Annotated in this window: 25 protein-coding genes and 1 tRNA gene; 19 read left to right on the plus strand and 7 right to left on the minus strand. The window is 45.4% G+C overall.

What is annotated here, in order from left to right; all coding sequences use genetic code 11:
* Positions 1-74 precede the first annotated feature (74 nt).
* Entirely contained in the window at positions 75-296 is a 222-nt protein-coding gene (locus QT998_RS24095; RefSeq protein WP_333118202.1) for a hypothetical protein, read from the minus strand.
* A gap of 133 nt (positions 297-429) precedes the next feature.
* On the opposite strand from QT998_RS24095, the gene QT998_RS24100 reads away from it, so the two are divergent.
* The 13 genes from QT998_RS24100 to QT998_RS24160 all read left to right on the plus strand — a co-directional run bounded on the left by QT998_RS24100 (position 430) and on the right by QT998_RS24160 (position 11,471).
* Complete coding sequence (locus QT998_RS24100; RefSeq protein ID WP_333087170.1) at positions 430-663, plus strand: hypothetical protein; 234 nt, start codon at positions 430-432, stop codon at positions 661-663.
* Positions 660-932, plus strand: coding sequence for a hypothetical protein (locus tag QT998_RS24105; protein ID WP_333087171.1), 273 nt, complete (start codon positions 660-662; stop codon positions 930-932). The genes QT998_RS24100 and QT998_RS24105 overlap by 4 nt, the downstream gene beginning before the upstream one ends.
* A 180-nt stretch (positions 933-1,112) precedes the next feature.
* Positions 1,113-1,367 carry a hypothetical protein gene (locus QT998_RS24110; RefSeq protein ID WP_333087172.1) on the plus strand — a complete coding sequence of 85 codons (255 nt, stop codon included), beginning with the start codon at positions 1,113-1,115 and terminating at the stop codon, positions 1,365-1,367.
* A 403-nt stretch (positions 1,368-1,770) separates the two neighbouring features.
* Positions 1,771-2,130 (plus strand): ArsR/SmtB family transcription factor, encoded by a 360-nt coding sequence (locus tag QT998_RS24115; RefSeq protein ID WP_333087173.1) that lies wholly within the window; start codon positions 1,771-1,773, stop codon positions 2,128-2,130.
* Between the two features lie 175 nt (positions 2,131-2,305).
* Positions 2,306-3,013: an MIP/aquaporin family protein gene (locus QT998_RS24120; protein ID WP_333087174.1), complete on the plus strand. Its 708-nt coding sequence runs from the start codon at positions 2,306-2,308 to the stop codon at positions 3,011-3,013.
* A 7-nt stretch (positions 3,014-3,020) separates the two neighbouring features.
* A complete protein-coding gene (gene arsH / locus QT998_RS24125; RefSeq protein ID WP_333118201.1) occupies positions 3,021-3,677 on the plus strand; it encodes an arsenical resistance protein ArsH in 657 nt (218 codons plus the stop codon).
* Positions 3,678-3,713: 36 nt separating this feature from the next.
* Positions 3,714-4,115: an arsenate reductase, glutathione/glutaredoxin type gene (arsC, locus tag QT998_RS24130; protein WP_333087177.1), complete on the plus strand. Its 402-nt coding sequence runs from the start codon at positions 3,714-3,716 to the stop codon at positions 4,113-4,115.
* 162 nt (positions 4,116-4,277) lie between these two features.
* Positions 4,278-5,264 (plus strand): arsenosugar biosynthesis radical SAM (seleno)protein ArsS, encoded by a 987-nt coding sequence (gene arsS / locus QT998_RS24135; protein WP_333087178.1) that lies wholly within the window; start codon positions 4,278-4,280, stop codon positions 5,262-5,264.
* Between the two features lie 260 nt (positions 5,265-5,524).
* Positions 5,525-6,253, plus strand: coding sequence for a TVP38/TMEM64 family protein (locus tag QT998_RS24140; protein WP_333118200.1), 729 nt, complete (start codon positions 5,525-5,527; stop codon positions 6,251-6,253).
* Between the two features lie 362 nt (positions 6,254-6,615).
* The gene (locus QT998_RS24145; protein ID WP_333087181.1) at positions 6,616-9,084 is read left to right on the plus strand and encodes an ATP-binding protein; all 2,469 of its coding nucleotides are present in this window, start codon (positions 6,616-6,618) and stop codon (positions 9,082-9,084) included.
* Positions 9,085-9,185: 101 nt separating this feature from the next.
* The gene (locus tag QT998_RS24150; protein ID WP_333118198.1) at positions 9,186-10,085 is read left to right on the plus strand and encodes a class I SAM-dependent methyltransferase; all 900 of its coding nucleotides are present in this window, start codon (positions 9,186-9,188) and stop codon (positions 10,083-10,085) included.
* Positions 10,086-10,549: 464 nt separating this feature from the next.
* Positions 10,550-11,278: an HAD family hydrolase gene (locus tag QT998_RS24155; RefSeq protein ID WP_194008652.1), complete on the plus strand. Its 729-nt coding sequence runs from the start codon at positions 10,550-10,552 to the stop codon at positions 11,276-11,278.
* Positions 11,279-11,398: 120 nt separating this feature from the next.
* A tRNA-Ala gene (locus QT998_RS24160) sits at positions 11,399-11,471 on the plus strand.
* Between the two features lie 63 nt (positions 11,472-11,534).
* Here the strand turns inward: QT998_RS24160 and QT998_RS24165 are convergent.
* Positions 11,535-11,771 carry a hypothetical protein gene (locus QT998_RS24165; RefSeq protein ID WP_333118197.1) on the minus strand — a complete coding sequence of 79 codons (237 nt, stop codon included), beginning with the start codon at positions 11,769-11,771 and terminating at the stop codon, positions 11,535-11,537.
* A gap of 292 nt (positions 11,772-12,063) precedes the next feature.
* On the opposite strand from QT998_RS24165, the gene urtA reads away from it, so the two are divergent.
* From urtA to urtE, 6 genes are all read left to right on the plus strand, one after another.
* Positions 12,064-13,383, plus strand: coding sequence for an urea ABC transporter substrate-binding protein (gene urtA, locus QT998_RS24170; RefSeq protein WP_194071000.1), 1,320 nt, complete (start codon positions 12,064-12,066; stop codon positions 13,381-13,383).
* Between the two features lie 400 nt (positions 13,384-13,783).
* The gene (locus tag QT998_RS24175) at positions 13,784-14,944 is read left to right on the plus strand and encodes an ABC transporter permease subunit (RefSeq protein ID WP_442921997.1); all 1,161 of its coding nucleotides are present in this window, start codon (positions 13,784-13,786) and stop codon (positions 14,942-14,944) included.
* Positions 14,945-14,970: 26 nt separating this feature from the next.
* A complete protein-coding gene (urtC, locus tag QT998_RS24180; protein WP_333118195.1) occupies positions 14,971-16,113 on the plus strand; it encodes an urea ABC transporter permease subunit UrtC in 1,143 nt (380 codons plus the stop codon).
* A 91-nt stretch (positions 16,114-16,204) separates the two neighbouring features.
* A complete protein-coding gene (locus QT998_RS24185) occupies positions 16,205-16,933 on the plus strand; it encodes a TIGR00266 family protein (RefSeq protein ID WP_333118194.1) in 729 nt (242 codons plus the stop codon).
* A 146-nt stretch (positions 16,934-17,079) separates the two neighbouring features.
* Complete coding sequence (gene urtD, locus QT998_RS24190; protein WP_333118193.1) at positions 17,080-17,826, plus strand: urea ABC transporter ATP-binding protein UrtD; 747 nt, start codon at positions 17,080-17,082, stop codon at positions 17,824-17,826.
* 139 nt (positions 17,827-17,965) lie between these two features.
* Positions 17,966-18,664, plus strand: a complete 699-nt coding sequence (urtE, locus tag QT998_RS24195) for an urea ABC transporter ATP-binding subunit UrtE (protein ID WP_194071148.1) — start codon at positions 17,966-17,968, stop codon at positions 18,662-18,664.
* A gap of 104 nt (positions 18,665-18,768) precedes the next feature.
* On the opposite strand, the gene QT998_RS24200 is transcribed toward urtE, so the two are convergent.
* The 5 genes from QT998_RS24200 to QT998_RS24220 form a co-directional block, all read right to left on the minus strand.
* Positions 18,769-19,473 carry a pentapeptide repeat-containing protein gene (locus QT998_RS24200; protein WP_333118191.1) on the minus strand — a complete coding sequence of 235 codons (705 nt, stop codon included), beginning with the start codon at positions 19,471-19,473 and terminating at the stop codon, positions 18,769-18,771.
* Between the two features lie 77 nt (positions 19,474-19,550).
* Positions 19,551-20,021 carry a chemotaxis protein CheW gene (locus tag QT998_RS24205; protein WP_194071150.1) on the minus strand — a complete coding sequence of 157 codons (471 nt, stop codon included), beginning with the start codon at positions 20,019-20,021 and terminating at the stop codon, positions 19,551-19,553.
* Between the two features lie 107 nt (positions 20,022-20,128).
* A complete protein-coding gene (locus tag QT998_RS24210; protein WP_333118189.1) occupies positions 20,129-22,933 on the minus strand; it encodes a hybrid sensor histidine kinase/response regulator in 2,805 nt (934 codons plus the stop codon).
* A 62-nt stretch (positions 22,934-22,995) separates the two neighbouring features.
* A complete protein-coding gene (locus QT998_RS24215) occupies positions 22,996-23,313 on the minus strand; it encodes a hypothetical protein (protein WP_333087194.1) in 318 nt (105 codons plus the stop codon).
* Complete coding sequence (locus QT998_RS24220; protein WP_333087196.1) at positions 23,310-23,603, minus strand: type II toxin-antitoxin system RelE family toxin; 294 nt, start codon at positions 23,601-23,603, stop codon at positions 23,310-23,312. The genes QT998_RS24215 and QT998_RS24220 overlap by 4 nt, the downstream gene beginning before the upstream one ends.
* Positions 23,604-23,616: the final 13 nt, after the last annotated feature.

The raw sequence follows: 23,616 nt of genomic DNA on the forward strand, positions 1-23,616 counted from the left end.
GATTTTTGGCTGGCATACACTATAACTAATGATTGCTTATTTTTTTATATTATACAATCTAGCTGCGTCTCAGCTTACTTTTGCACTAACCGCTCATCCAACATTGCCTTTACTTCGGCATCTGTAGGTGGTGGCGCGTCCGTTTTCGCAATGCCAATTAAACTCGCGGCTAAACCCTTCGGCTTCACCTTCGATCGGGGTTTCGGTTGGAGCGATCGCATCAAAGCATTAATTAACTGCCATCGCTCCTCGGCAGACAACCTCAGTGCTCGGTCTTGAAGTTCGCGTAACGTCATAGTAATTATCTTTGACAGAAAGCATTGGACAAGCAGCCAAGTATATAAATACCCCTGCTTCAAAATTTTAGCGCCTCAAGTGATGTAATTTCATCTTCTTAAAAACACTTAATTTTTCGAGAGAGGGAGTTAAATGCCCTACAGTCAATTTAGCGTCGAACAAATTAAGACAAATTTTGGCATAACCTTGAATAGAACGGTTGGCTTGTTTGCCGACATTCCCGAAATAGAACTGAACACTTTTTTGCAAGAAACTTTGCAATTCAATCTGCCTTTAGCGCTAGAAATTAATTCCGAGAAAGCTCGCTCAGAGCTAATTGTCGCGCCAATATTAGTTGAAATCAAAAAAGGCTATCGCAACGGATGAGTTTATTTTCAGGTCGAGAATTCAATGTAGACGCTGCTAGGGGTTTGAGCGGTTATTGCGATTTTCTAATTAGCCGATCGCCAGAACAGCTTGTCATAGAATCCCCAGTAATCGCCTTGGTTGAAGCCAAAAACGACAACATTCAATCCGGCTTAGGAGAGTGCACAGGGGGAACCATTGCAGCACAAATATTTAACCAGCGTCGCGAACATGATATTCAGACAATTTATGGAGTTTTGACAACTGGGAGTATCTGGAAATTTTTTTAAGTTAGAAGGAATTGCGATCGAGATTGATAAAGACGAATATCTTATCAAAAATGTTGCTAAAATTATCGATATCTTAATAAATTTTATAGAGTCTTGAGTAAAACCAGAATGTATTATCTAAGGCGATCGGGCAAATCGCAAGTTAAAATAGTTGTTGACATCCTTTAACCAAAGCCAGCCATGAATCAAGCACCCAATCCTTTTAACTCAAATCCATCGAATCCGCTAGATCCCTTGGAACAAGAACTTGACGAGCAAGGTCAAGAGTTGCCCAGACAGTACCACCCAGCTACTAAAAAAACTCTGCAAACAGGCTTTCTCATCCTGGTAGTTGTCGGGGTAGTTATTGGGGGAATTCTATCTGTAGGGGTAATTTCGTTGATGCAAAAGACCGGATTGACTGATGTGCCGGCGCGAGTACAGAGTCCGAAGTAATATCATGTCCGTTGAATTGCCCGCGATCAAATTTTGTCGTCTAGGATGGGCGGGTTTATAGATATTGTCGGTGTGAATTGCAGATGGTGAGTGAAACCCGCTCCTACCAGTATTGCTGTTGATTTACTGGACTATATCTAATATTTAGTGGGAATGTTCTGTCGGTGCTAAATGCACCTATTTTGGGGGATGAAGTTTGAGAAAATATGATGTTTTATATAGATTTTTGCAAAATATAGCAACTGTACCCGATGGTGAGGAGGTTCTCGCATTCCCCAAACCGTTGCTTTTCTTCCTTCTTCCTGATGACGTTGGACGGAAAGCTCGGAGGCGACAGCACTAATGACTGATGACTAATGACTGATGACTAATGACTGATGACTAATGACTTCTTCTACAATTGATGGTGAAAAATTCTCAAATTGCGCCCGATGGCACTTCTCAACCGCAGATTTCCGAAAAACTTGTTTCGGCTGGCTTTCACGCGCTTTCTGACCCCCTGCGGATTCAGATTTTGGAGTTGTTGCGGGAACAGGAGTTATGTGTTTGCGATTTGTGCGATCGGCTTGGAGTCTCTCAATCTAAACTCTCTTTTCACCTCAAAACCCTAAAAGAAGCCGGTTTGGTTCGCAGCCGCCAAGAAAGCCGCTGGATATACTACAGTCTCAATTTAGCTCAGTTTCTCGTGCTGGAAGAGTACCTCGCCCAGTATCGCCGTTTCAGTCAGATGCTGCTGGCCCGCCCTTGTTCTGAGGTGGGTTGACCGATCAATATTTCTTAATAAGTAATATTATGTCCCCCAAAGTAACCGCTATTGGTTTGTAGTGAGGACTTCATTCCTGTCTTGATGCGGACTCGCATTCCGAACGATCGAACCAAGAGGGTGGACGCATCAATTTTTTTTGATATAATGTATTTAAACCAATGAGTTGATAGCGATGGGTGCAATAGTAAAGAAGTTAGCTTCTGGTGAAAAACGAGATTGCAAGCGAGAAGCACTTGCGGAAGGCCTCGGTACATTTATTATAGTTTTTGCCGGCACCGGCGCGGTGATGGTCAACAAAATTAGCGGTGGTTCTTTAACTCATTTGGGCGTTAGTTTTGTGTTTGGTGCCGTTGTAGCTGCGATGATTTACGCGATCGGGCATATCAGCGACGCGCACTTTAACCCAGCCGTAACTTTAGGGTTTTGGGCGAGCGGTTTTTTCCCAAAATACAAAGTTTTGCCCTATGTTTTGGCGCAGTGTGCGGGGGCGATCGCAGCTTCTCAAGTGCTGCTAATTACCCTAGGAAAAGTAGCAAATCTCGGTGCAACAGTTCCTCTAAACGGCAACTGGTTGCAGTCTCTAATTTTAGAAACAGTCCTGACCTTTATCTTAATGTTTGTTATCCTCGGTTCGGGATTAGATAGACGCGCTCATATCGGTTTTGCGGGGATAGCAATTGGCTTAACTGTAGGCTTAGAAGCTGCATTTATGGGGCCGATTACCGGAGCGAGCATGAATCCGGCTCGATCGCTCGGCCCGGCTTTAGTTGGCGGAATTTGGCAACACCATTGGGTTTACTGGGTTGCTCCGATTTGGGGAGCGCAATTAGCAGTCGCAGTTTATCGAGAACTGTCTAACGGATTTCGGGATTTCAATTAAAACTATCATGGAAAAATTCACACACAAACCGAGAATTTTGTTTTTATATGGCTCTTTGCGAGAGCGTTCTTACAGCCGTTTATTAGCGGAAGAATCGGCGAGAATTATTGAGGGTTTCGGGGCCGAAGTTAGGTTTTTTCATCCTCGGGAATTGCCGATTTACGGTAGCGTTCCCGATACGCATCCGAAGGTTCAGGAATTGCGGGAATTGAGTTTGTGGTCGGAGGGTCAAGTGTGGTCTAGTCCAGAAATGCACGGCAATATTACTGGAATTATCAAAAACCAAATTGACTGGATTCCTTTAAGTATTGGGGTCGTCAGACCGACTCAAGGTCGAACTTTGGCGGTGATGCAAGTCAGCGGCGGTTCTCAGTCTTTTAATGCTGTCAATACTTTGAGAATTTTGGGCCGCTGGATGCGGATGTTTACAATTCCCAATCAGTCTTCGGTTGCGAAGGCTTATCAGGAGTTTAACGAGGATGGGACGATGAAGGATTCGCCTTATCGCGATCGCGCGATCGACGTGATGGAGGAACTGTACAAGTTTACCTTGCTGTTGCGGGAGCAAACGGACTATTTGACCGATCGCTACAGCGAACGCAAGGAACAAGCAGCTAAAGAGGCGATCACACTAGCAAATCGCGCCCTTGAAACATCTAACTAACAACCACCAACTAACAACCCACAACCCACAAAAATCATGAAAAAAGTAATGTTCGTTTGCAAAAGAAACTCCTGCAGATCGCAAATGGCAGAAGGATTCGCTAAAACCATCGGAGAGGGCAAAATTGCTGTCAGCAGTTCCGGCTTAGAATCAAGCAGAGTTCATCCGACAGCAATTCAAGTCATGTCAGAAATCGGCATTGACATCACAGATCAAACATCCAACCCATTAAACGAATTCAATGCAGAAGACTACGACGCCGTAATTTCTCTGTGCGGCTGCGGCGTGAATTTACCCGAAGCGTGGGTATTGCGAGAAGTTTTTGAAGATTGGCAACTCGACGATCCCGACGGACAACCCATCGAAACTTTTCACCGCGTTAGAGATGAAATTAAAGCACGAGTTGCAAAATTAGTTAACTCTCTCAAACCAGATTAATGTCGAAAATATCACCCTTGGGTTGCGGGTTGCGATCGATTATCAACGGACTGATTTTTAACCTGTCGCTGTCGCATCCAAAGAATTAGTGCTAAATTATGAGAGGCGTTCCGGCCGATCGCCTCTCAATCCGTTGCGAGCACAGACCGAAAAATTTAGCACATGATTCAGACAGCAATCACGCCTTTCAAAAACAAACTAAACTCAGCTTTAACTAAAAAGCAGATTACAGTTTTACAAATTAATCTCGGGAAACGCTGCAACCTCGCTTGCACTCACTGTCACGTAGAAGCTAGCCCGAAACGAACAGAAGAACTTTCCCCGGAAATTTGCGACCAATTAATTGAAATGATTCGCCGTTTTCCTCAAATTCAAACTGTTGACCTCACTGGCGGTGCTCCCGAAATGCTTTACGGTTTTAAACCGCTAGCAGAAGCAGCAAGGGCAACAGGTAAAGAGGTAATTGTTCGTTCTAATTTAACGATTTACTTTGAAAAAGGTTTTGAGGATATTCCTGAATATTGCGCGCAGCAACAACTCAGAATAGTTGCATCGCTTCCTTGCTACCAAGCTGACAATGTTGACAAAATGCGCGGTAGCGGTGTTTTTGACAGTTCGATTCTGGCGCTGCAAAAGCTGAATCAGTTGGGATACGGGAAAAACCCAAATTTGATTCTGGATTTGGTGTACAATCCGCAAGTGCCGACAACAGATAAGTTCTCGCTAACAGCGGAACAAGGCAAGTTACAGCGAGATTATCAGGTTTATTTAGCTGAAAATTTTGGAATTTGTTTTAATCACTTGTTCGCGATTACTAATTTGCCTGTGGGACGGACTAAGTTTCATTTGGAACATAAGAAACTTCACAAGCCTTATCTGGGTTTTTTGGAGGATAATTTTAATCCGGGTACTGTGGAGCATTTAATGTGCCGCAATGAGTTGTCGATCGACTATTTGGGCAATGTCTACGACTGCGATTTTAACCAAATGGAAAATCTGCCGGCTAAAACTCGCAGCGGGGAACAGATAACTGTTGCTAAATTGCTGGAATCTGGCAGTTTAGATGTGATTCCAGAGGTGCAAACTGCTGCTTATTGTTACGGTTGTACGGCTGGTTCAGGTTCTAGCTGCGGCGGCACTTTGACTTAAGAAGGAAGAAGGAAGAAGGAAGTTCGGCAACGAGCAATGTACGGGATGTAACGGATGTAACGGATGTAACGGATGTAAGTCCGTCGGAAGAAGGAAGAAACTATGCCCAATGCCCTGTTTGGCCAATGCCAATGCCCAATGCCCTGTTTGGCCAATGCCCAATGCCAATTCCCAATGCCCTGTTTGGCCAATTCCCAATTCCCAATTCCCAATTCCCAATTCCCCAATGCCCATATTGTTGAGAATGGAGATTTTAAGCAATGAATGATTTGCGATCGCCCGATGAAAAAAATCCGCCACCATCCCAAAGGTGGAAACTGTTTTTAGGGATTGCTTTAGCTGTAGCTTTGATTGTGGCGGCACAGTTTTTTAACTTTCAAGCAATTCTAAAAAATGCGCTATCGGCGATCGCGAGTCTGGGCCCTTGGGGCCCTGCAGCTTTTATTCTAATTTACATTGTCGCTACGGTTTTATTTATTCCCGGTTCTTTGCTTACTCTCGGTTCTGGGGTTTTGTTCGGAGTCGTTGGCGGCACGGTTTGCGTTTCCATCGGCTCGGTTTTGGGCGCAACTTTCGCTTTTTTAATAGGAAGGTATTTAACTCGCGATTGGGTTTCCAAACAGATAGAAGGAAATTCCAAATTTCAGGCGATCGACTCCGCAGTTGCTTCTGAAGGATGGAAAATTGTGCTGCTGACGCGACTTTCGCCAATTTTCCCATTTAATTTGCTCAACTATGCTTTTGGAGTCACGCAGGTATCTTTCAGAGACTATTTTTTTGCATCTTGGCTCGGCATGATTCCCGGAACTGTGATGTATGTTTATATCGGTTATCTGGCTGGGAGTTTGGCGGCACTCGGAGCTGAAGGGCGATCGCGCACTGCTGCTGAGTGGGCTCTTTACGGCATTGGTTTGCTAGCAACGATCGCCCTCACCGTTTATGCAGCCCGCTTGGCAAAAAAAGCTTTAGACGAAAAAATTTCTCCTTAAACTCACTGCACAAATTGGTTAAATTGTCAATACGGTTTTGCTCGTAAATTATAATACATAGCTAGTTTAAAAAACTCCGTATTTTCTCTGTGTTATTTACAAAAAATTTGTTATACAAACGAGATAGATATTAAATATATCGTAAAGCACTAACCTCAACAAAGTAAAATCAAAGTCAAAATACAAAATTGATGTCAAAATAGAATGCGATATTGCGATCGAAATAAAAATTATTCGCAGCCAGAAATCCACATCCCCATCAGCCAAACCTAGGAGGAATCAAGTCCTGACTGTTGACATGATATTAATTCTGCCGAATGACCGTGCAGTTCGATCAATTTCACTCTCGACGAGAACATTTGATGATGCAAAAACCAGCAAATCAAGCCCGACCCGTTTCTGCGCCGCCGCCCCACCAAAACCCAAAACTGCGCCACTTTTGGCAAAACATCGGCGTCAGCGCTCAATCGCGCTGGCAGCAACTAGAAAGTCTTTGGCAACACAGACGGCAGCGCCGCCATTTGTTGACTCTGCTAATTCTAGGCACCACGGCTTTAACCATTAGCACAACTACTTGCGTAAGCTATTTTTTTGTGCGCGGACTAATACTCGATAATTTAAAGGAAATAGCACTATTAAAATTAGAAAAAGGCACCGATGAAATCGATCGCTGGCTCAGCAGCCGCAAAGCAGAAATAGAAACCATCGCTTACTCTCCAAAGATTCGCACTCTCAATTGGGAATTAGTCGAACCCCGGTTGCAATCAGAAATATACAGGCTAAAAGAGTATTTCATTCTGGCATTAATTCAACCCAACGGCTCACTAATTAACACTCTAGGCAACCGCACGAATGTCAAAGACCGCCAACACTTTACAAAAGCAATGGCCGGGCAAATCAATGTTTCTGACCCGCTGATCGGCCGCAGTACACAAGTTTCGACCATCGTCGTTTCAGTTCCTATTTGGGCTTTGCCACAGGCTTCTAATCAAGTAATTGGAGTCCTATCGGGCAGCATTAAATTAGACAGAGTAGCAAATGTTGTTAACAGCCTGCAGTACGGTTCCGAGAGTTACGCTTTTGCGCTCAATTCCGAAGGAGTGCCAATTGTTCATCCCAACAATAACTTAATCGGCAATAGCGATCGGTCCGCCCCAAGCTTTTTACAGTCACAAGATTCCGCACTCTCCACAATTGCGCGGCACATGATCGATCGCCAGACGAACATCGAACTGGTAAAAATAGATAACAAATGGGTGTATGCCGTCTACGCTCCCCTCCAGGAAGTGAACTGGTCGATGGCCTTAATAATTCCCCGCGAAAATATTGAATCCCAACTGCAAGCATTAAATTTTCTAACATCCGTCGTCGTCGGACTGCTAGTCCCGGCAATGCTAGCAGCAATATGGCTAATTTATTCCTCGGAAAACAATCGCGCCAGAGCCGAGCGAGAAGCCATGCTCAACCGAATTGCTGGACGCATTCGCACTTCTCTAGAATTAGACAAAATCGTGCAAAGTACCGTCGAAGAAATAGTAAATTTGCTGCATCTAGAACGAGCAGCTTTTGGTTGGTACGAACCGCAGAACAAAACTTTACAAATTTTGTGGGAATCTTCCCAATTTGATTGTCCGAGACAAGCGATAAACTTTGAGCCTTACTTGGTGGAAAATTTGTCAGTAGGGAGCGACCAATCCGATCCAATTATTTTTAGTGCCGATACTTGGACTCGGGGCGCAAGTCAACCGCTCGAACTGAAAGCTAATAGCTATTTAGCGGTGCCAGTCCCGACTCAAAACGAGCAACAGGGTTATTTAGTGTGCAGCCACGCTGCTCAGTGGTTTTGGAGTGCGGAAGAAATTCAACTGTTAAAAGCTGTAGCAGATCAATTGGCGATCGCAATTACTCAATCTCACCTTTACACTCAAACCCAAGACCAAGTAAAACTGCTCAATAATGCCTTGCACGAACTGAAAAAGACTCAAACCCATTTAGTGCAGAGCGAAAAAATGTCATCCCTCGGTCAAATGGTAGCGGGGATAGCGCACGAAATCAACAACCCGGTTAACTTCATTTCGGCTAATTTGCCTCACACCACAAAATATACTAAAGATTTATTAGAATTAGTGAGTTTGTACAAACAAACATTCCCAGAAGTCACCCCGGAAATCGCCCATTTTACAGAAGAAATTGAGCTAGATTTTATCGAGGAAGATTTGCCGCATATATTAAATTCTATGAAAATAGGAACCGATCGCATTCGCAGCATAGTTCTTTCTTTACGCAACTTTTCTCGCCTCGATGAATCAGACAAAAAGCAGGCGGACATTCACGAAGGCATGGAAAATACCTTGCTGCTGCTTTCCAACAAAATCAAAAATGGCATTTATATAGTCAAGAGATACGGAAAAGTGCCTTTAGTAGACTGCTATCCGTCTCAGCTAAATCAGGTGTTTATGAACTTGCTGAGCAATGCGATCGATGCCTTGAACGAGATCGATCGCCTGGATAAAATTATTACTATTTCCACAGGAGTAGTTCGCGAACATAGCATAAAATTTCTGAAAGTGGCGATCGCCGACAACGGCCCCGGCATTCCCGACAGCGTTAAAGACCAAATTTTTAACCCATTTTTTACCACCAAACCGGTGGGACAAGGCACTGGTTTGGGGTTAGCAATCAGCTACAAAATTGTTGTAGACGGACACGGCGGCAGCATCAAAATATCTAAACCTGCAGGCGGCGGGACGGAGTTTTTAATAAAAATTCCGATTAATGAAAAGCGACAGGAAGCAAGCAATAAAAGGGAAGTTGGGCAACGAGCAATGTAGGGGAGGTAATGGATAGAGGCTCGAGGAGACAAATAACTTTAATTAATGCTAATTTTACTGCTGTTGGCTAAAATTAAAAGAGTTTTTGTGAAAGGAGTTTTATGGCTGTTGGTAAGGATACAATTTTCGAGCGCTTTTTATCGCCGCTGATCCGACTGGCGATCGACGAAGAAGCAATCAAACGACTCTACGAAGGTACTGACTGGGAAAAAGCGGGCGATCGCCACCGACAAACCAACCTAGTTTATCCCAAATATTACAGCAGCCAAAACTTTCACGGCATCAAAGGCGGCTACCTCAACCCCAGTGCCGCCGTTTCCTACGATCCAATCACGCAATACGTTTTGCCTCCCCACGAAACAGTCGTCAGACAAGGTTTAATTGACGCTGTGCGGGTAAAACCGCGCCGAATTATCGATTTGGGATGTGGCACCGGTTCGACAACCCTGATGCTCAAACAAGCCTTTCCCGAAGCGGAAGTTGTCGGCCTGGACTTGTCTCCTTATATGCTGGTAGTCGCCGAAATGAAGGCGCAAAAAGCCGGCTTGAATATCGAGTGGTTGCACGGAAATGCTGAAAGCGTGGGTTTTGCTGACAGCAGCTTCGATTTAGTCGCAGCTTCCTTGCTGTTTCACGAAACGCCGCCTGCTGTCTCACGGGCAATTTTGCGAGAAAGCTTCCGACTGCTGAAGGTTGGGGGACAAGTGGCAATTTTGGACGGAAATCAAAAAACTTTGCGACATACAGAGTGGCTGACTGATATCTTTGAAGAGCCTTATATTAAGTCTTACGCGGCTGGTAGTATGGATGCTTGGGCGGGGGCGGCGGGATTTGCTGCGGTGCAAACTCAGGAACACTGGTGGGTGCATCAGGTGACGCAGGGCGTGAAACCTCTTCTGGGAGAAGATTTCGAGCCGGTGCGTCAGGCGCAGGTGTCGAATTTGGGCGATCGCGCTCCTGATTTTGATGGCGATTTACCGGGCATTCCAGCACCCGCTTGATTTATTGACTGTTGGCTGTTGACAGTTAACTGTTAACTGTTGGCTGTTGACAGTTAACTGTTAACAGTGGCTGTATATAAATTATATGTCACAAAACAATTCCCCGTCTTGTGGGGTGTCCCGCCCTGAACATACAATTTAAATGTCCGACAGCTTAATGACTACCCTTTGACTTCGATCTTCGGGCAAGATGATTAATAACTGATAACTAATGACTGATAACTAATAACCAATAATATCAAATCCGGTAGCATCGGAATGATTCAGATATATATTCTCTCCCTCTGTGTACTCTGTGCTCTCTGTGGTTAAATCAGTCCGATACAAGCGGAAACGATATAACCAACAACCAACAACCAACAACCAACAACTAATAACTAATAACTAATAACCAATAACCAATAACCAATAACCAATAACTAATAACTAATAACCAATAACTAATAACCAATAACCAATAACTAATGACTCTAAAAGCAGTTTTATTTGATTTTAATGGCGTTATTATTAATGACGAGTCGATTCACGAGAACTTAATCGATCGCCTGATGCTAGATGAAAATCTGCAACTCAAACGCGGGGAGTTTCGAGAAATTTGTTTGGGAAAGAGCGATCGCGCTTGCATTACCGAACTGCTGCAGCGCCGAGGACGATATCTCACAGAAACATACCTCGATCGCTTGCTGTTAGGCAAGGCCAAAGCTTATCAAGAAAAAATAAATAGTTTGGAAACATTGCCGATTTATACCGGTTTGGCAGAATTTATTGACAAAATTCGCGTTTCTGGACTAAAAATGGCCGTAGTTAGCGGGGCCATGCGATCGGATATAGAATTAGTGCTAGAGCGAGCCGGTTTGGCTGCAAATTTTGAGTTAATTGTCGCAGGTGACGACTTGACGGCGAGCAAACCAGAACCCGACTGCTATTTGTTGGCTGTGGAACTTCTCAACCAGAAATATCCCGGTTTGAACCTGCAACCGATCGAGTGTTTGGCCCTAGAAGATACTTTTGCGGGGATAGAATCGGCGAAAAAAGCGGGGATGCAGGTAGCGGGCGTGACTCACACTTACCCGTTTCACATGATCCAGCGCCAAGCTAATTGGACGGTGGACTATTTTGCTGATTTAGAGTTGGACAGAGTGGCCCAACTTTGCTCGATCGCCCCCACCGAGCCGGCGGCGGAAAACTCTTGACGTTTTTAGCCCTTACGTGCTAATGTTGGTCACGGTTTGTAAAATTGAAAGCAAATGCAATTTGCAAGCCTTTGAGATTCGGCAATCGAGCATTTAAAATGCTAAATTGAAAGTCAATCAGGGGAATTAGCTCAGTTGGTAGAGCGCTGCGATCGCACCGCAGAGGCCAGCGGTTCGAGTCCGCTATTCTCCATAAATTAGTTGACAGTGGACAGTTGACTCCGAAAGCAGTTGCAGAGTAGGGGAATCAAACCATTTATGCTTGACGGGTATCGGCTGTATTCATTAGGTTATTTATGTCCGCGCCCAATGTGGCTGTTGCTATATTTGTAGAAAGGGCGATCGTCATCTGCTTTGATATTTTCCTGTGAACGCGCGATCGATTAACCGCAGCAAGATGAATTCGCTTCGTAGTGCGGACTTCAGTCCGCTCATTATTGCATTGTGGTGTCCACACTACGAACCGTTTTTGTGATGGTAATCGATCGGACACGATCCAAGTGTGCCACAAACTCAGTTACGGTCTAACTCCTAGTATCAATAAGATAATTCTCTAAAGAAACCCGGTTGTTAATTTCAGACCGATCGCTCAAAGTGCATATCTTAGTGTCTAAACTCCGTTTCTGCCACATTTGCCATCAATCCTCACCAAACCTTCATTTTGTAAATTAATAATAACTTTTGTATATAAAGATACAAAAGTATTCTCAACCTAGTCTTAATATCAAGTCGCTATATGTTATTCTCAATCATCTGACTGAGCTATTTAAGAGTAACAAGGAAAAATGACAAAGCGATTCGATCGGCGGAAATTTCTTTTATACGGTTCTGCTACCCTCACAACAAGTTTATTCCTCAAAGCTTGTAGAACTCCGACTCCAACAGCCACCCCAGCCGCTTCTCCAACAGCAACAGGAACTGCACCAGCAGCAGGCGGTGGAAACACGATCAAAGTAGGAATTTTACATTCCTTGAGCGGCACAATGTCCATCAGCGAAAAAAGCGTGGTTGATGCCGAACAATTAGCGATCGAAGAAATCAACAAAGCTGGCGGTGTCCTCGGAAAACAAATCGAAGCAATAGTAGAAGATGGCAACTCAGACTGGCCGACTTTTGCCGAAAAAGCCAAAAAATTGATCGACCAAGATAAAGTTGTCACAGTCTTCGGCTGCTGGACATCCGCCAGCCGCAAAGCAGTATTGCCAGTCTTTGAAGAAAAAAATCATATGCTCTGGTATCCCGTACAATACGAGGGTCAAGAGTGCTCAAAAAACATCTTTTACACCGGGGCAGCCCCAAACCAACAAATCGAACCAGCAGTTGACTGGCTGCTAGAAAATAAAGGAAAAAAATTCTTCTTAGTTGGGTCTGACTACGTTTTTCCCCGCACCGCAAACACCATTATTAAAGCACAGCTAGCAGCCAAAGGCGGAGAATTAGTTGGCGAAGATTACATACCTCTTGGCGGTACAGAAGTCACGCCCATTATTACTAAAATCAAGGCAGCTTTGCCCGACGGCGGGGTCATCTTCAATTCCCTCAACGGCGACAGCAATGTGGCATTTTTCAAACAGTTGCAGGGTGCAGGTTTGGGCCCGGACAAATATCCGTCAATGTCTGTCAGTATTGCAGAAGAAGAAGTAAAGGCGATCGGCGTAGAATATCTCAAAGACCATTACGCCGCCTGGAATTACTTCATGACTGTGGACACACCCGCAAATACAAAGTTTGTCGCAGCATTCAAAGCAAAATACGGCAATGACAGAGTGACAAACGACCCGATGGAAGCAGCTTACATCATGGTTTACCTGTGGAAGCAAGCCGTCGAAAAAGCAGGAACAGCCGACGATTTGGACAAAGTGCGGGCAGCAGCTTTGGGTCAAACTTTTGACGCACCGGAGGGCAAAGTGACCCTAGAAAACAACCATCACCTTGCTAAATTTGTGCGGTTGGGTAAGGTGAGAGAAGACGGTTTGTTTGAAATTGCTTATGCTACGCCAGAAGCCGTGCCACCGATTCCTTGGAATCAGTTTGTCCCCGAAACAAAAGGCTTTTCTTGTGATTGGTCAGATCCGGCCAAAGGCGGCAAATTCAAGACCAGCTAAGTAAAGCAGAATTCAAGCGTGAAGGGCAGCATCTCCGGCTTTGCTTGTTACCAGGAAAAGCGAAAGTAACGCATATCTGGAGGCTCTGCCTCCTTTTACTTCGCCACTTATAGGAGAAATAACTATAATCTGTTGTGCATTTAAATTGTATATTTTGATGACAATCAAAAATTGTCAAATCCTCTCCCTCTCTCCCCCTCTCCCCTTCTCCCCCTCTCCCCTTCAATCGCCATACACAATATATATGAGCAACAGCTTAGGAGGTATTTAAGTTATTAAATGTTCCTAAGCAAAGTAGAAGTCAATCGTGAAATCGGAAGTTTGTAGGCTGCTTGGGAGTGCACCTTACCTTTATACAAAAAATCGCGACATCAAATATCGAAAAATAGGAGGATAAAAAGTGCTGAGTGGCTTATTGGACGGTGTATTCAACGGCATTAGCATCGGCGCTGTTTTACTAATTGCAGCCCTGGGGTTAGCGATTATTTTCGGGTTGATGGGCGTGATTAATATGGCTCACGGCGAATTGATGATGCTGGGGGCTTATACAACTTTCGTAGTGCAGAATGTTTTCAAAGGTATCGGAGGATTTGCCTTTGAAATCTATATTTTATTTGCCATTCCCCTAGCTTTTTTAGTAGCTGCATTGGTAGGATTAATTCTCGAACGCGGAGTGATTCGCTATCTCTACGGGCGGCCCCTAGAAACATTGCTGGCGACGTGGGGCGTAAGTTTAATTTTGCAGCAGTTTGTCCGCAGTGTTAGTTGGGTTTTGGTAGCGGGAATTGCGGTGTTTTGTTTGCTATTTTTTGGCGGCTTGCAGGTGCTGAAGCGACGCGCAGATTTCGATCGCATTCGCAAGGGAATTATCGCCATAATTTTACCTTTATCTTTGGGTATTTCTTGGGCTGTCAGCGCACTTTTAAGCAAAACTTACAAACTCGCAGTAACTAAACCTTGGTTTGGCGCTCAAAACGTCGATGTGACTGCGCCTGCATGGCTGCGCGGCGGCATCCCGCTGGGCAATTTTCAACTCCCCTACGCCAGACTTTTTATTATTGCGCTGACAGGAGTTTGTTTGGCGGGAATTTACCTATTTTTGCAAAAATCTGTGTGGGGATTGCGGATTCGCGCTGTGACGCAAAATCGCAGCATGAGCGCTTGTTTGGGAATACCTACCGAGAAAGTAGATGCGCTGACTTTTGCTTTGGGTTCGGGGTTGGCTGGTGTTGCTGGCTGCGCGATTAGTCTGATTGGTTCGGTAGGCTCAAATACCGGACAAAATTATATTGTCGATACCTTTATGGTTGTGGTTGTGGGCGGTGTCGGCAAGATTGTGGGGAGTGTGGTTGCTGCAATGGCGATCGGCACTGCAAATTACCTGATCGGCTCTGGGACATTAGCATTAATGTTTGCTCCTATCAAGCCCTTAGCTGATTTCTTCACATTTTTCGCCACCACCAGCATGGCAAAAGTCATGGTATTCGCCTTGATTATGGCTTTTCTGCAAGTGAAACCAGGAGGAATTTTTCCGCAAAAAGGACGCACTGTTGAGAATTGAAAACTACAGCTTCGATCGCCAAAAAAATGAAAAATACACAAAAAAAGGCACGGCTAAAAGAAGCAGCAATTGTAGGGGCGATCGCCCTAACATTCATATTGCTCGTCCCAGGAATAGTTCCTGACGCTCGTCTCAACCAATTGGGCCGATTTTTAGCACTAGCAATTGCAGCCCTCGGCATAGACTTAATCTGGGGATATACAGGTTTGCTCAGTCTGGGACATGGCGTGTTTTTTGCCCTAGGTGGCTACGCCTTCGCCATGCACCTAAAACTGCAAATTCCCCCAACCGCCAGCACTCAATTGCCCGAATTTATGAGCCTCTACGGCGTCACCGAACTGCCTTGGTTTTGGCAACCATTTTACTCTTTTCCCTTCAGTGTCGTCGCAGTATTTCTCATTCCCGCCATCTTGGGCGGACTTTTAGGTTACTTAGTATTCCGCAATCGAATTCGAGGCGTTTACTTTTCAATTCTCACCCAAGCAGCAACCATTGTATTTTTCAACTTTTTCAACGGCCAGCAAAAACTGATTAACGGCACCAACGGACTCACCGACTTTAAAACCCTGTTCGGAGCCTCAGTAAACAGTAGAGACACTCAATATATTTTCTACATTCTCACCGTACTATTTCTAGTAGCAACCTACGCCCTCTGCCGGTGGCTGACAAGCGGGCGTTTCGGGCGGTTGCTCGTAGCAATTCGCGACGACGAAGTGCGCCTGCGTTTCTCAGGTTACAATCCCACAGGATACAAAGTTTTAGTATTTGCAATTTCCGCCGGTTTAGCCGGAATAGCAGGCGCTTTATTCACCGTACAAACCGGAATCATTTCCCCGAAAGCAATGGATATTGCATTTTCCATCGAAATAGTAATTTGGGTAGCCGTAGGAGGGCGCGCCACTTTATCTGGGGCCATATTGGGAGCGCTGCTAGTCAACTTTGGCAAGAGTTTCTTGAGCGAACAATTTCCTGAAGTCTGGCTATTTTTTCAAGGCGCGCTATTTTTAATAGTAGTCACAGTCCTGCCCGACGGCATAGTCGGATGGCTGCAAAATAAAGATTTTGAACACATCCGCCGCCTGTTCAAAAAACCAAAGTACGCATCAACTTACCCCAGCCTGGAACAAGACCCCGAAGTACAGCGAGAAAAAGAAGAACTTGAACATTGAATGCTAAAAAATGATATCTGGTATGCTTGCGAATTTCCAACTAAAGATTTTGTAGTAAAATAACTCAATTATTTAACATGAGGGGAAACAGATGGCAGATATTATTGACTACAAAATCTACGGCGACGATTTGCAACTGATTGAAATTGAACTCGACCCCAGAGAAGGCGTCAGAGCTGAAGTGGGAGCCATGACATACATGGAAGGCGACATCCAGATGCAAACAGCCACAGGTGGTGGCATATTTCAAGGTTTCAAACGGATGCTGACAGGGGAAAGTTTTTTTATTAGCACCTTTGTCAACAGCGGAAATCGCAAGGCCCGCGTCGCTTTTGCCGCCCCCTATCCTGGGAAAATAATTCCCCTCGATTTAGGTAAACTTGGTGGCAAATTTCTGTGTCAAAAAGACTCATTTCTCTGTGCGGCAAATGGGATTGACATTGATGTAGCTTTCACCAAGCGACTCGGTGCTGGTTTCTTTGGCGGAGAAGGCTTTATTCTGCAAAAATTGCAGGGTGACGGCCTCGCTTTTGTTCATGCGGGAGGAACAATAGTTGAGAAAAATTTGGGAGTTGGCGAAGTGTTGCGAGCGGACACTGGTTGTTTGGTCGCTTTTGCGCCGACTGTAGATTACGATATTCAGTTTGTGGGCGGCTTTAGAAATGCTTTATTTGGTGGCGAAGGCTTGTTTTTAGTCAAGCTAACCGGGCCTGGCAAAGTGTATTTGCAAAGTCTGCCACTCTCGAAATTGGCTGAGCGAATTATGGCGGTAAATCCAGCTCCTTTAAGGAGCAGTTCTAGCAGTTCTAGCTTCGCGTAAAAGGTTTGTAGTGAGGACTTTAGTCCGCATTCAGGCTAAATCTGTAAGAAGCAACTCAAGTTCTTACTCCAAATATTCAGTAATAAAAGACTAAAGCCCTTACTACAAATATTCAAGAAATATTCAATAAAATTTCTGACAAATACATGAACAAAAAAGTATTAGAAATCGAAAACTTGACTGTTAGCTTTGACGGTTTCAAAGCCATTAACAATCTGAATTTTAGTATGGATGCGGGCGAACTGCGAGTTATCATTGGCCCCAACGGTGCGGGGAAAACAACTTTTCTCGACTCGATTACCGGGAAGGTGCAGCCGACGGAAGGGCGGGTAATCTTTAAAGGTCGCAATTTACGCAAATTGTCGGAATATCAGATTGCTCGCCTCGGTATTGGCCGCAAGTTTCAGACGCCGCGAGTTTACTTGAATTTAACGCCGAGGGAAAATTTAGAGCTATCTTGCAACGGCAATAAAAATGTATTTCCTACTCTGTTTAAGGGTTCTCCTGTGGCGGAAAAGCGCACGGTTGCTGGTTTGTTAGAAACAATTGGTTTAGTTGCTAAAGCTGATGTTCATGCTGGTTTGCTTTCTCACGGGGAAAAGCAGTGGTTGGAAATTGGGATGTTGGTGGCTCAATCTCCCGATTTGTTGTTGGTTGATGAACCTGTGGCTGGTTTGACTGATGAGGAAACGGCGCTGACTGGAGATTTGCTGATTTCGCTGGCCGAAAGTCATTCGGTGTTAGTGATAGAACACGATATGGAGTTTGTGCGGCAAATTGCTCAAAAGGTGACGGTTTTGCATCAGGGTGCTGTTTTGTGTGAAGGAACGATGGATGAGGTGCAAAATGACGATCGCGTTATTGAAGTATATTTGGGAAAACCAGAAGAGTAGTCATTAGTCATTAGTCATTAGTCATTAGTCATTAGTCATTAGTCATTAGTCATTAGTCATTCGTCATTATAAAAATAACAGTTAACAGTCAACAGTCAACAGTTAACAGTCAACAGTCAACAGTCAACAGTCAATAATTATGCTGCAAGTTTCTGATTTGAATGTTTATTACGGCGAAAGTCACATTTTGCGCGGTGTCGATTTAAGTGTTAATGCGGGGCAAATGGTTTGTTTGATCGGCCGCAATGGTGTTGGTAAAACTACGATGCTAAAAACGCTGATGGGGTTGCTGCAACCCCGCAGCGGTAAGATTAATTTTGGCGGTGAGTCGATTGTTTCTAAGTTGACTCACCAGCGGGCAAAGTTGGGCATCGGTTACGTGCCTCAAGGGCGGGAAATTATTCCTAGGTTGAGTGTTAAAGAAAATTTGTTGTTGGGTTTGGAAGCGAAACCAATTGCGGTTAAAAATCCTAAAATTCCTGATGAGATTTTTGATTTGTTTCCGGTTTTGAATACTATGCTCGATCGCATGGGGGGTGATTTGAGCGGGGGACAGCAGCAGCAGTTGGCGATTGCTAGGGCTTTGATGGGTGAGCCGAAATTGCTAATTTTGGATGAACCGACGGAGGGGATTCAACCGTCTATTATTTTGGATATTGAGGCTGCGGTGCGTCGGGTGATTGCGACTAGGGGTATTTCGGTTTTGTTGGTGGAGCAGCATTTGCATTTTGTGCGGCAAGCTGACTGGTATTATGCTATGCAAAAAGGGGGAATTGTGGCTTCGGGAAGCACTAGCGAATTGAGCGATGAGGTGATTCAGAGGTTTTTGGCTGTTTGATGTCGAATCAATAAGACTCGGCGGTTGAAACCGCAACTACAAAAACGAAGTCCGCCTACGCGGACTCAAGAATGAAGGGGATATTCAAGCTGGATTTAATGTTATTAATTTTTTCGGCCGTCTGGCATTGTTGTACCTCCCATGCTGGCTCTGTCCAAACTGGCTCCGTCGATGTTAGCATTGCGGAGGTTGGCATTTGACAGGTTGGCATCTCTGAGGTCGGCAAATCGTAAATCTGCGCCGTCTAAATTGGTTCCTGTCAAGTTGGCTTTTCTGAGGTTGGTGTTGCTAATTCTTGCTCCGATTAATTCTACTCCGCTTAAGTCGGCGCGAGCAAGATTGGTGTTGACAAAATCTGAAATCTCGAAGCGACTTCCGCTGAGGTTGGCGTCTGATAAATCTGCTCCTGTGACGATCGCATTTTTTAAGCGCAGGTTAACTAATTTTACGGCTCGGAGGTCGCAGCGGACGCAACTTTGAGTTAGCAACAGGGTTTCGACGTTGGCGTTGATTTGGTCAATTTGTTGCTGGGAGAATTTTTCGGCAAATTCTGGGGAGACGTAGCCGAGGTTTTTGGGATCGTCTGCTTTTGGTTGTGGTGTTGGTGTTTGGGGTGTTGGTGGTTGACTTGTTGGGGGTTGACTTGTTGGTGGTTGGGGTATTTGTGGTTGGATGATTTGTGGTTGAGGTGTTTCTGGTTGGGGTGTTGGTGTTTGGGCGATCGCCCTTTGTTGCAGCCCCGCTTGCGGATATCCTAGAGTAGCGGCAAACATTAACAGGGCGATCGACAATCTTGTAAATTTTTTCATAATTTTTTTTCCAAATACACCATTCCCTATTGTATTGCGTAGCGTGCATTCAGCAAGAAAGCTGTGCTCACATACATTTAGTTAAATAAATCTAAATTTAGATAAAAGACTTCAGAACCGTCGGGTGCGCGAATCAACTTTTCTATTACCGGAGGCAGTTGTTGTTGGCGGTACAATTCGGGAATTTCGCAGAAGCTTTCTTCGGGAACTTCCAAGATTTTTGGCATATCAGGAATGGGAATTCCCAAGCGATCGCTTTTATTTAAACTGCAAACAATCAGGTAGTTGAAGTCAGCAAGAGTGCGACTGCTGGGAAATATTTTGGATAAGTTAATCAGGGTAATCAATTCTTCTTGATGTCGCACTAAACTTTGACCGCTATCTAAAAAACCGTAGGGATTAAAGTCTTTGACAACGCGCTGGACTTTTTCAATGGGAACTGCATAATTAACGTTTCCGAGTTCAAAGGAAACAAGTTTTCGAGGGGGGGTTCTGACAGCACCTTGTTTTTGGCTGCGAAAACGGCGATTGTAATTGGCGTGAGTCATTCGATTTTAGATTGAAGATTAATGAACCGCGAAGGCGCTAAGAACGCAGTACGCGAAGCGGCGCGTAAGCGCTAGGAAGAGGAAGAAGAAGATGCTGTTTGGATTATTTAATGTTTGATTAATTTGGGGATGGCTTCTAAAAGTTGGGCTTCGCTGTAAGGTTTGGTGAAATATTTATTTGCGCCTAATTCCATTGCCATTTGCCGATGTTTTTCGCCGCTGCGGGAGGTCAGCATGGCTACAGGGATTTTAGCAAACCGCTGGGTCGATCGCATCGATCGCAACAATTCAAATCCATCCATCCGGGGCATTTCAATATCCACAATGGCCAAACTGCAATCAAGACCGTTTTGCAGCTTTTCCAAAGCATCCAGCCCGTCTTTAGCCTGCACGACTCGGTAGCGGGCACGAGTCAGCATCAGAGACAGCAACTGCCGAATTGTATAGGAATCGTCCACTACCAAAATCTGGGGTGACTGACTCGAACTCGGCGCCATATGTGGCGTTGTACCGGACACAGGGGCGATCGCACTATTGGACAAAGGTTGACCTACCAAATCATCCACATCCAAAATAGTCACAACTTTGCCGTCCCCCAAAATCGTACTCCCCAAAACCCCGCGAGGCTTGGATAGAGGTGGCGGCAAGGGTTTAACCACAATTTCCTGCTGGCCGATCAGACGTTCCACTGCTACCGCCAGCATTCCTTCGCTAGAAGCCAAAACCAGGACGGGAATGTGATCTTGAGTCAAAGGGTCTGGGGAGGGGCCATCGGGCCCGAGGACGCTATATTCGAGCAAATCTTGCATCCTCACCAAACGAATAAATTCCTCCCGCCACCACAGCATAGGCTGATTGCCGGCGGTGTGAACTTCCGAAGCTTTGATGTGGAGAATCTCCTCGACTGCATCCAGCGGTACTGCTATTTTATTACGATCGGTCTTCACCATCAAAGCGTCAGTAATCGACAGCAACAGCGGCAGCTTGATGATAAAGTTTGTACCTTTTCCCAGGCGAGAGTCCACCTTCACCGTTCCCCGCACAGTCCGCAAATTCGTTCGCACCACGTCGAGTCCGACTCCCCGCCCCGAAAGGTCGCTGACCCCTTCTGCGGTGCTAAAACCAGGCCAAAACAGAAAATCGTAGAGTTCGGCAATGGAAAATTCTTGAGCTTGTTCCTCTGTCGCTAAACCCTTGTTGACAACTTTGCGGCGGATGATTTCCGGGTCAATGCCTTTTCCGTCATCGGCGACAGTAATAATAGTTTGGCCGCCTTGGTGGCGGGCTGCTATTTCAATTTGACCGCTGGCGGGTTTGCCGCTGGCTTGCCGAACTTCGGGCATTTCGATGCCGTGGTCGAAGGCGTTTCTCACTAAGTGTATTAAGGGGTCGCGCAAAGCATCGAGCAAACTTTCGTCAATTTTGGTATCTCTTCCCACTAACAGGAGGTTGACATCTTTATCGTAAGTGAGACACATATCCCGGAGCGCTCGGGGCAAGTGGTCTACGGCGCGACTGAAACTCACGACTCGCAACTGCATGACGCGGCTGCGGAGTTGTTCGGTAATGCGGCGCAGTTGGTCGGTACTGCGCTCGAATTTCATGGCTAGGAGGTCTAATTTGGTGGCGGATTGTGAAATTGCTTGGGCGGTTTCGATGACTTCTGCGGCTGTAGAGTGGAACTCTGTATAGCGATCCATCTCTAAGATATCGAAGTGAGCATGGGCGATCGAGGATTTGCTATTAGCAATCAGTGGAAATTCTATTTCAGATGCTGCAAGTTTTTGTAATCCCGAATTGCCGTTTCCCCCTCTCCAATCGGCAAAACTCAGTCTGTCGTATTCTTCTCGCAACTGGCCGCCGAATTGGTTCAAATCTACGATACTGCGGCGGATGCGCTTGACTTCGCCGCGCAGTTCGGATTCTTGAAGTTCCAAATTTGTACGGTTGATGACTAATTCTCCGACGAGGTTCACCAATTCTGTTAAGCGTTCTAAGTCTACTCGGATTGTCGGTCTTTGGAGGTTGGGGAGTGGGGGAGTGGGAGATTGGGAGAGGGGGAGATTTGGGGAGGGGGAGATTTGGGGAGGGGTTTCGGATGCTGGTGATTCGTCTGTGGGTGGGGAGATTTGGGGGAGTTCGATCGCCCTTCCTTCCAATAGCTGCTGGCGAGCGGTTTGCAGGTTTTGGGCGATCGCCCAACCCTCGGACTGGAGGCGTTCTAAAGTCAAGTCGGGAAAATCGATCAAATCTCTCAGGGGTGCGGCAACTTTCCCAAAATCCGGCAATTGCAGCATTCCAGCCAAACCGGAGAGTTGATAATAAACCTGGTTGAGGGCGGTAACGCTTTTTGCTAAATCTGCCTCAGAAGCTTGGGAAAGTTCGGTTTCCAGGCGATTGAAGATTGGCGGCAATTCGTGTTCAAAAATCAGTTTTAGGGTTTCCGGGGCTGCCGATCGACTGGCGGCGGGAACTGGTGGCGGTTCTGGCTTGCCGTACTTTGCCTCGAACTGGGCGTGAATTTGGGCGAGATCCTCCAAATTTGACCTTTGATCTGGAGTGCTGACATCTGAGTGATGAATGGATTCGACAGAAATCTTTTTGAGAGTATCCACCCCTTGCAGTAAAACACTTACAGTGGTCTGTTCCAGCGCCAACAAGTCCGTGCGATCGCGCAAAATGACAAAACAGTCCTCTAGGGTGTGAGCCGCCGCCGACACGTTTTGAAAGCCCAACATCGAGCCCGCACCTTTAATTGAGTGAGCCGCCCGAAACATTTCTTTAACTGCTGCTTTTCGCTGTTCCAAATCCGAGGATTCCATCGCCAGCAGGTGCGTCTCCATTGACTGGAGAAACTCGCTGGTTTCTGCGGTAAAAGCATCTATTAATTCGTTTAAATCATCGTCATTCATATATATAGACTAAGACAAGCGGCCAGTAGTTTTGAACTCTTACCGATAACCTCGGTTCTTGGCTAATCGCTTGAACTCAACGAACTTTCTTTCGTTATTTCCGATTGTAAGCCAAGTTGTTGCCGGACTGCTTGCAATGATTTTCCTCTTTTTGCCTTCGGGCGATCGCTTGGAGGCGGCACATCGTCAGCAGAAATAACTGGCTTTTTTAGAGCAGCAAGGAGTTGGTTTAATTCTTCTTGAAGTTCTTCCACTGATTCTCCAAAAGGTGCGGTTTCTTTTTCAGAGCAGGCTGCGATCGCACCTTTATCGTCATAATACACCGTGCGAATTGTGTACCTGCCATCCTCAAAAAATACTCGATAATCCCAGTTCATCATAGTTCTTCCTCTTCTCCTTGAAGTATGTATTTATTCCCCGGCTTGGCAGCTATGCGCTCTATACTGACAATTTTAACTTGCTTGTCAACGTTGTACAAAACGCGATATACCCCCACTCTCAATTCCCATTCTGCTGTATTATTTGGGCGCAGGGGTTTCCGGTTGCGCGTCTCGGTAGTGGGTTCATAACAAAGGTTGGCTTCAATACCGTCAACAATTAGATTCTGTTCGTGTTTCTTAAACCACTGCAAATCCTCAATCGCTTGGTCTGTAAACTCAATCTCAAACACTTCTGAGCCGCAC

The organism is Microcoleus sp. S1D4, assembly GCF_036700765.1.
Taxonomy (GTDB): Bacteria; Cyanobacteriota; Cyanobacteriia; order Cyanobacteriales; family Microcoleaceae; genus Microcoleus.

Excerpts from the sequence above, each read along its gene's own strand:
- arsH (WP_333118201.1), top strand. The coding sequence starts at position 3,021 with ATGGAAAAATTCACACACAAACCGAGAATTTTGTTTTTATATGGCTCT.
- QT998_RS24150 (WP_333118198.1), top strand. The coding sequence starts at position 9,186 with ATGGCTGTTGGTAAGGATACAATTTTCGAGCGCTTTTTATCGCCGCTG.
- QT998_RS24115 (WP_333087173.1), top strand. The coding sequence starts at position 1,771 with ATGGTGAAAAATTCTCAAATTGCGCCCGATGGCACTTCTCAACCGCAG.
- QT998_RS24140 (WP_333118200.1), top strand. The coding sequence starts at position 5,525 with ATGAATGATTTGCGATCGCCCGATGAAAAAAATCCGCCACCATCCCAA.
- QT998_RS24145 (WP_333087181.1), top strand. The coding sequence starts at position 6,616 with ATGATGCAAAAACCAGCAAATCAAGCCCGACCCGTTTCTGCGCCGCCG.
- arsS (WP_333087178.1), top strand. The coding sequence starts at position 4,278 with ATGATTCAGACAGCAATCACGCCTTTCAAAAACAAACTAAACTCAGCT.
- QT998_RS24200 (WP_333118191.1), bottom strand. The coding sequence starts at position 19,473 with ATGAAAAAATTTACAAGATTGTCGATCGCCCTGTTAATGTTTGCCGCT.
- QT998_RS24185 (WP_333118194.1), top strand. The coding sequence starts at position 16,205 with ATGGCAGATATTATTGACTACAAAATCTACGGCGACGATTTGCAACTG.
- urtC (WP_333118195.1), top strand. The coding sequence starts at position 14,971 with ATGAAAAATACACAAAAAAAGGCACGGCTAAAAGAAGCAGCAATTGTA.
- urtA (WP_194071000.1), top strand. The coding sequence starts at position 12,064 with ATGACAAAGCGATTCGATCGGCGGAAATTTCTTTTATACGGTTCTGCT.
- QT998_RS24120 (WP_333087174.1), top strand. The coding sequence starts at position 2,306 with ATGGGTGCAATAGTAAAGAAGTTAGCTTCTGGTGAAAAACGAGATTGC.
- QT998_RS24215 (WP_333087194.1), bottom strand. The coding sequence starts at position 23,313 with ATGATGAACTGGGATTATCGAGTATTTTTTGAGGATGGCAGGTACACA.
- QT998_RS24110 (WP_333087172.1), top strand. The coding sequence starts at position 1,113 with ATGAATCAAGCACCCAATCCTTTTAACTCAAATCCATCGAATCCGCTA.
- QT998_RS24100 (WP_333087170.1), top strand. The coding sequence starts at position 430 with ATGCCCTACAGTCAATTTAGCGTCGAACAAATTAAGACAAATTTTGGC.
- arsC (WP_333087177.1), top strand. The coding sequence starts at position 3,714 with ATGAAAAAAGTAATGTTCGTTTGCAAAAGAAACTCCTGCAGATCGCAA.
- QT998_RS24155 (WP_194008652.1), top strand. The coding sequence starts at position 10,550 with ATGACTCTAAAAGCAGTTTTATTTGATTTTAATGGCGTTATTATTAAT.
- QT998_RS24210 (WP_333118189.1), bottom strand. The coding sequence starts at position 22,933 with ATGAATGACGATGATTTAAACGAATTAATAGATGCTTTTACCGCAGAA.
- QT998_RS24105 (WP_333087171.1), top strand. The coding sequence starts at position 660 with ATGAGTTTATTTTCAGGTCGAGAATTCAATGTAGACGCTGCTAGGGGT.
- urtE (WP_194071148.1), top strand. The coding sequence starts at position 17,966 with ATGCTGCAAGTTTCTGATTTGAATGTTTATTACGGCGAAAGTCACATT.
- QT998_RS24205 (WP_194071150.1), bottom strand. The coding sequence starts at position 20,021 with ATGACTCACGCCAATTACAATCGCCGTTTTCGCAGCCAAAAACAAGGT.
- QT998_RS24095 (WP_333118202.1), bottom strand. The coding sequence starts at position 296 with ATGACGTTACGCGAACTTCAAGACCGAGCACTGAGGTTGTCTGCCGAG.
- urtD (WP_333118193.1), top strand. The coding sequence starts at position 17,080 with ATGAACAAAAAAGTATTAGAAATCGAAAACTTGACTGTTAGCTTTGAC.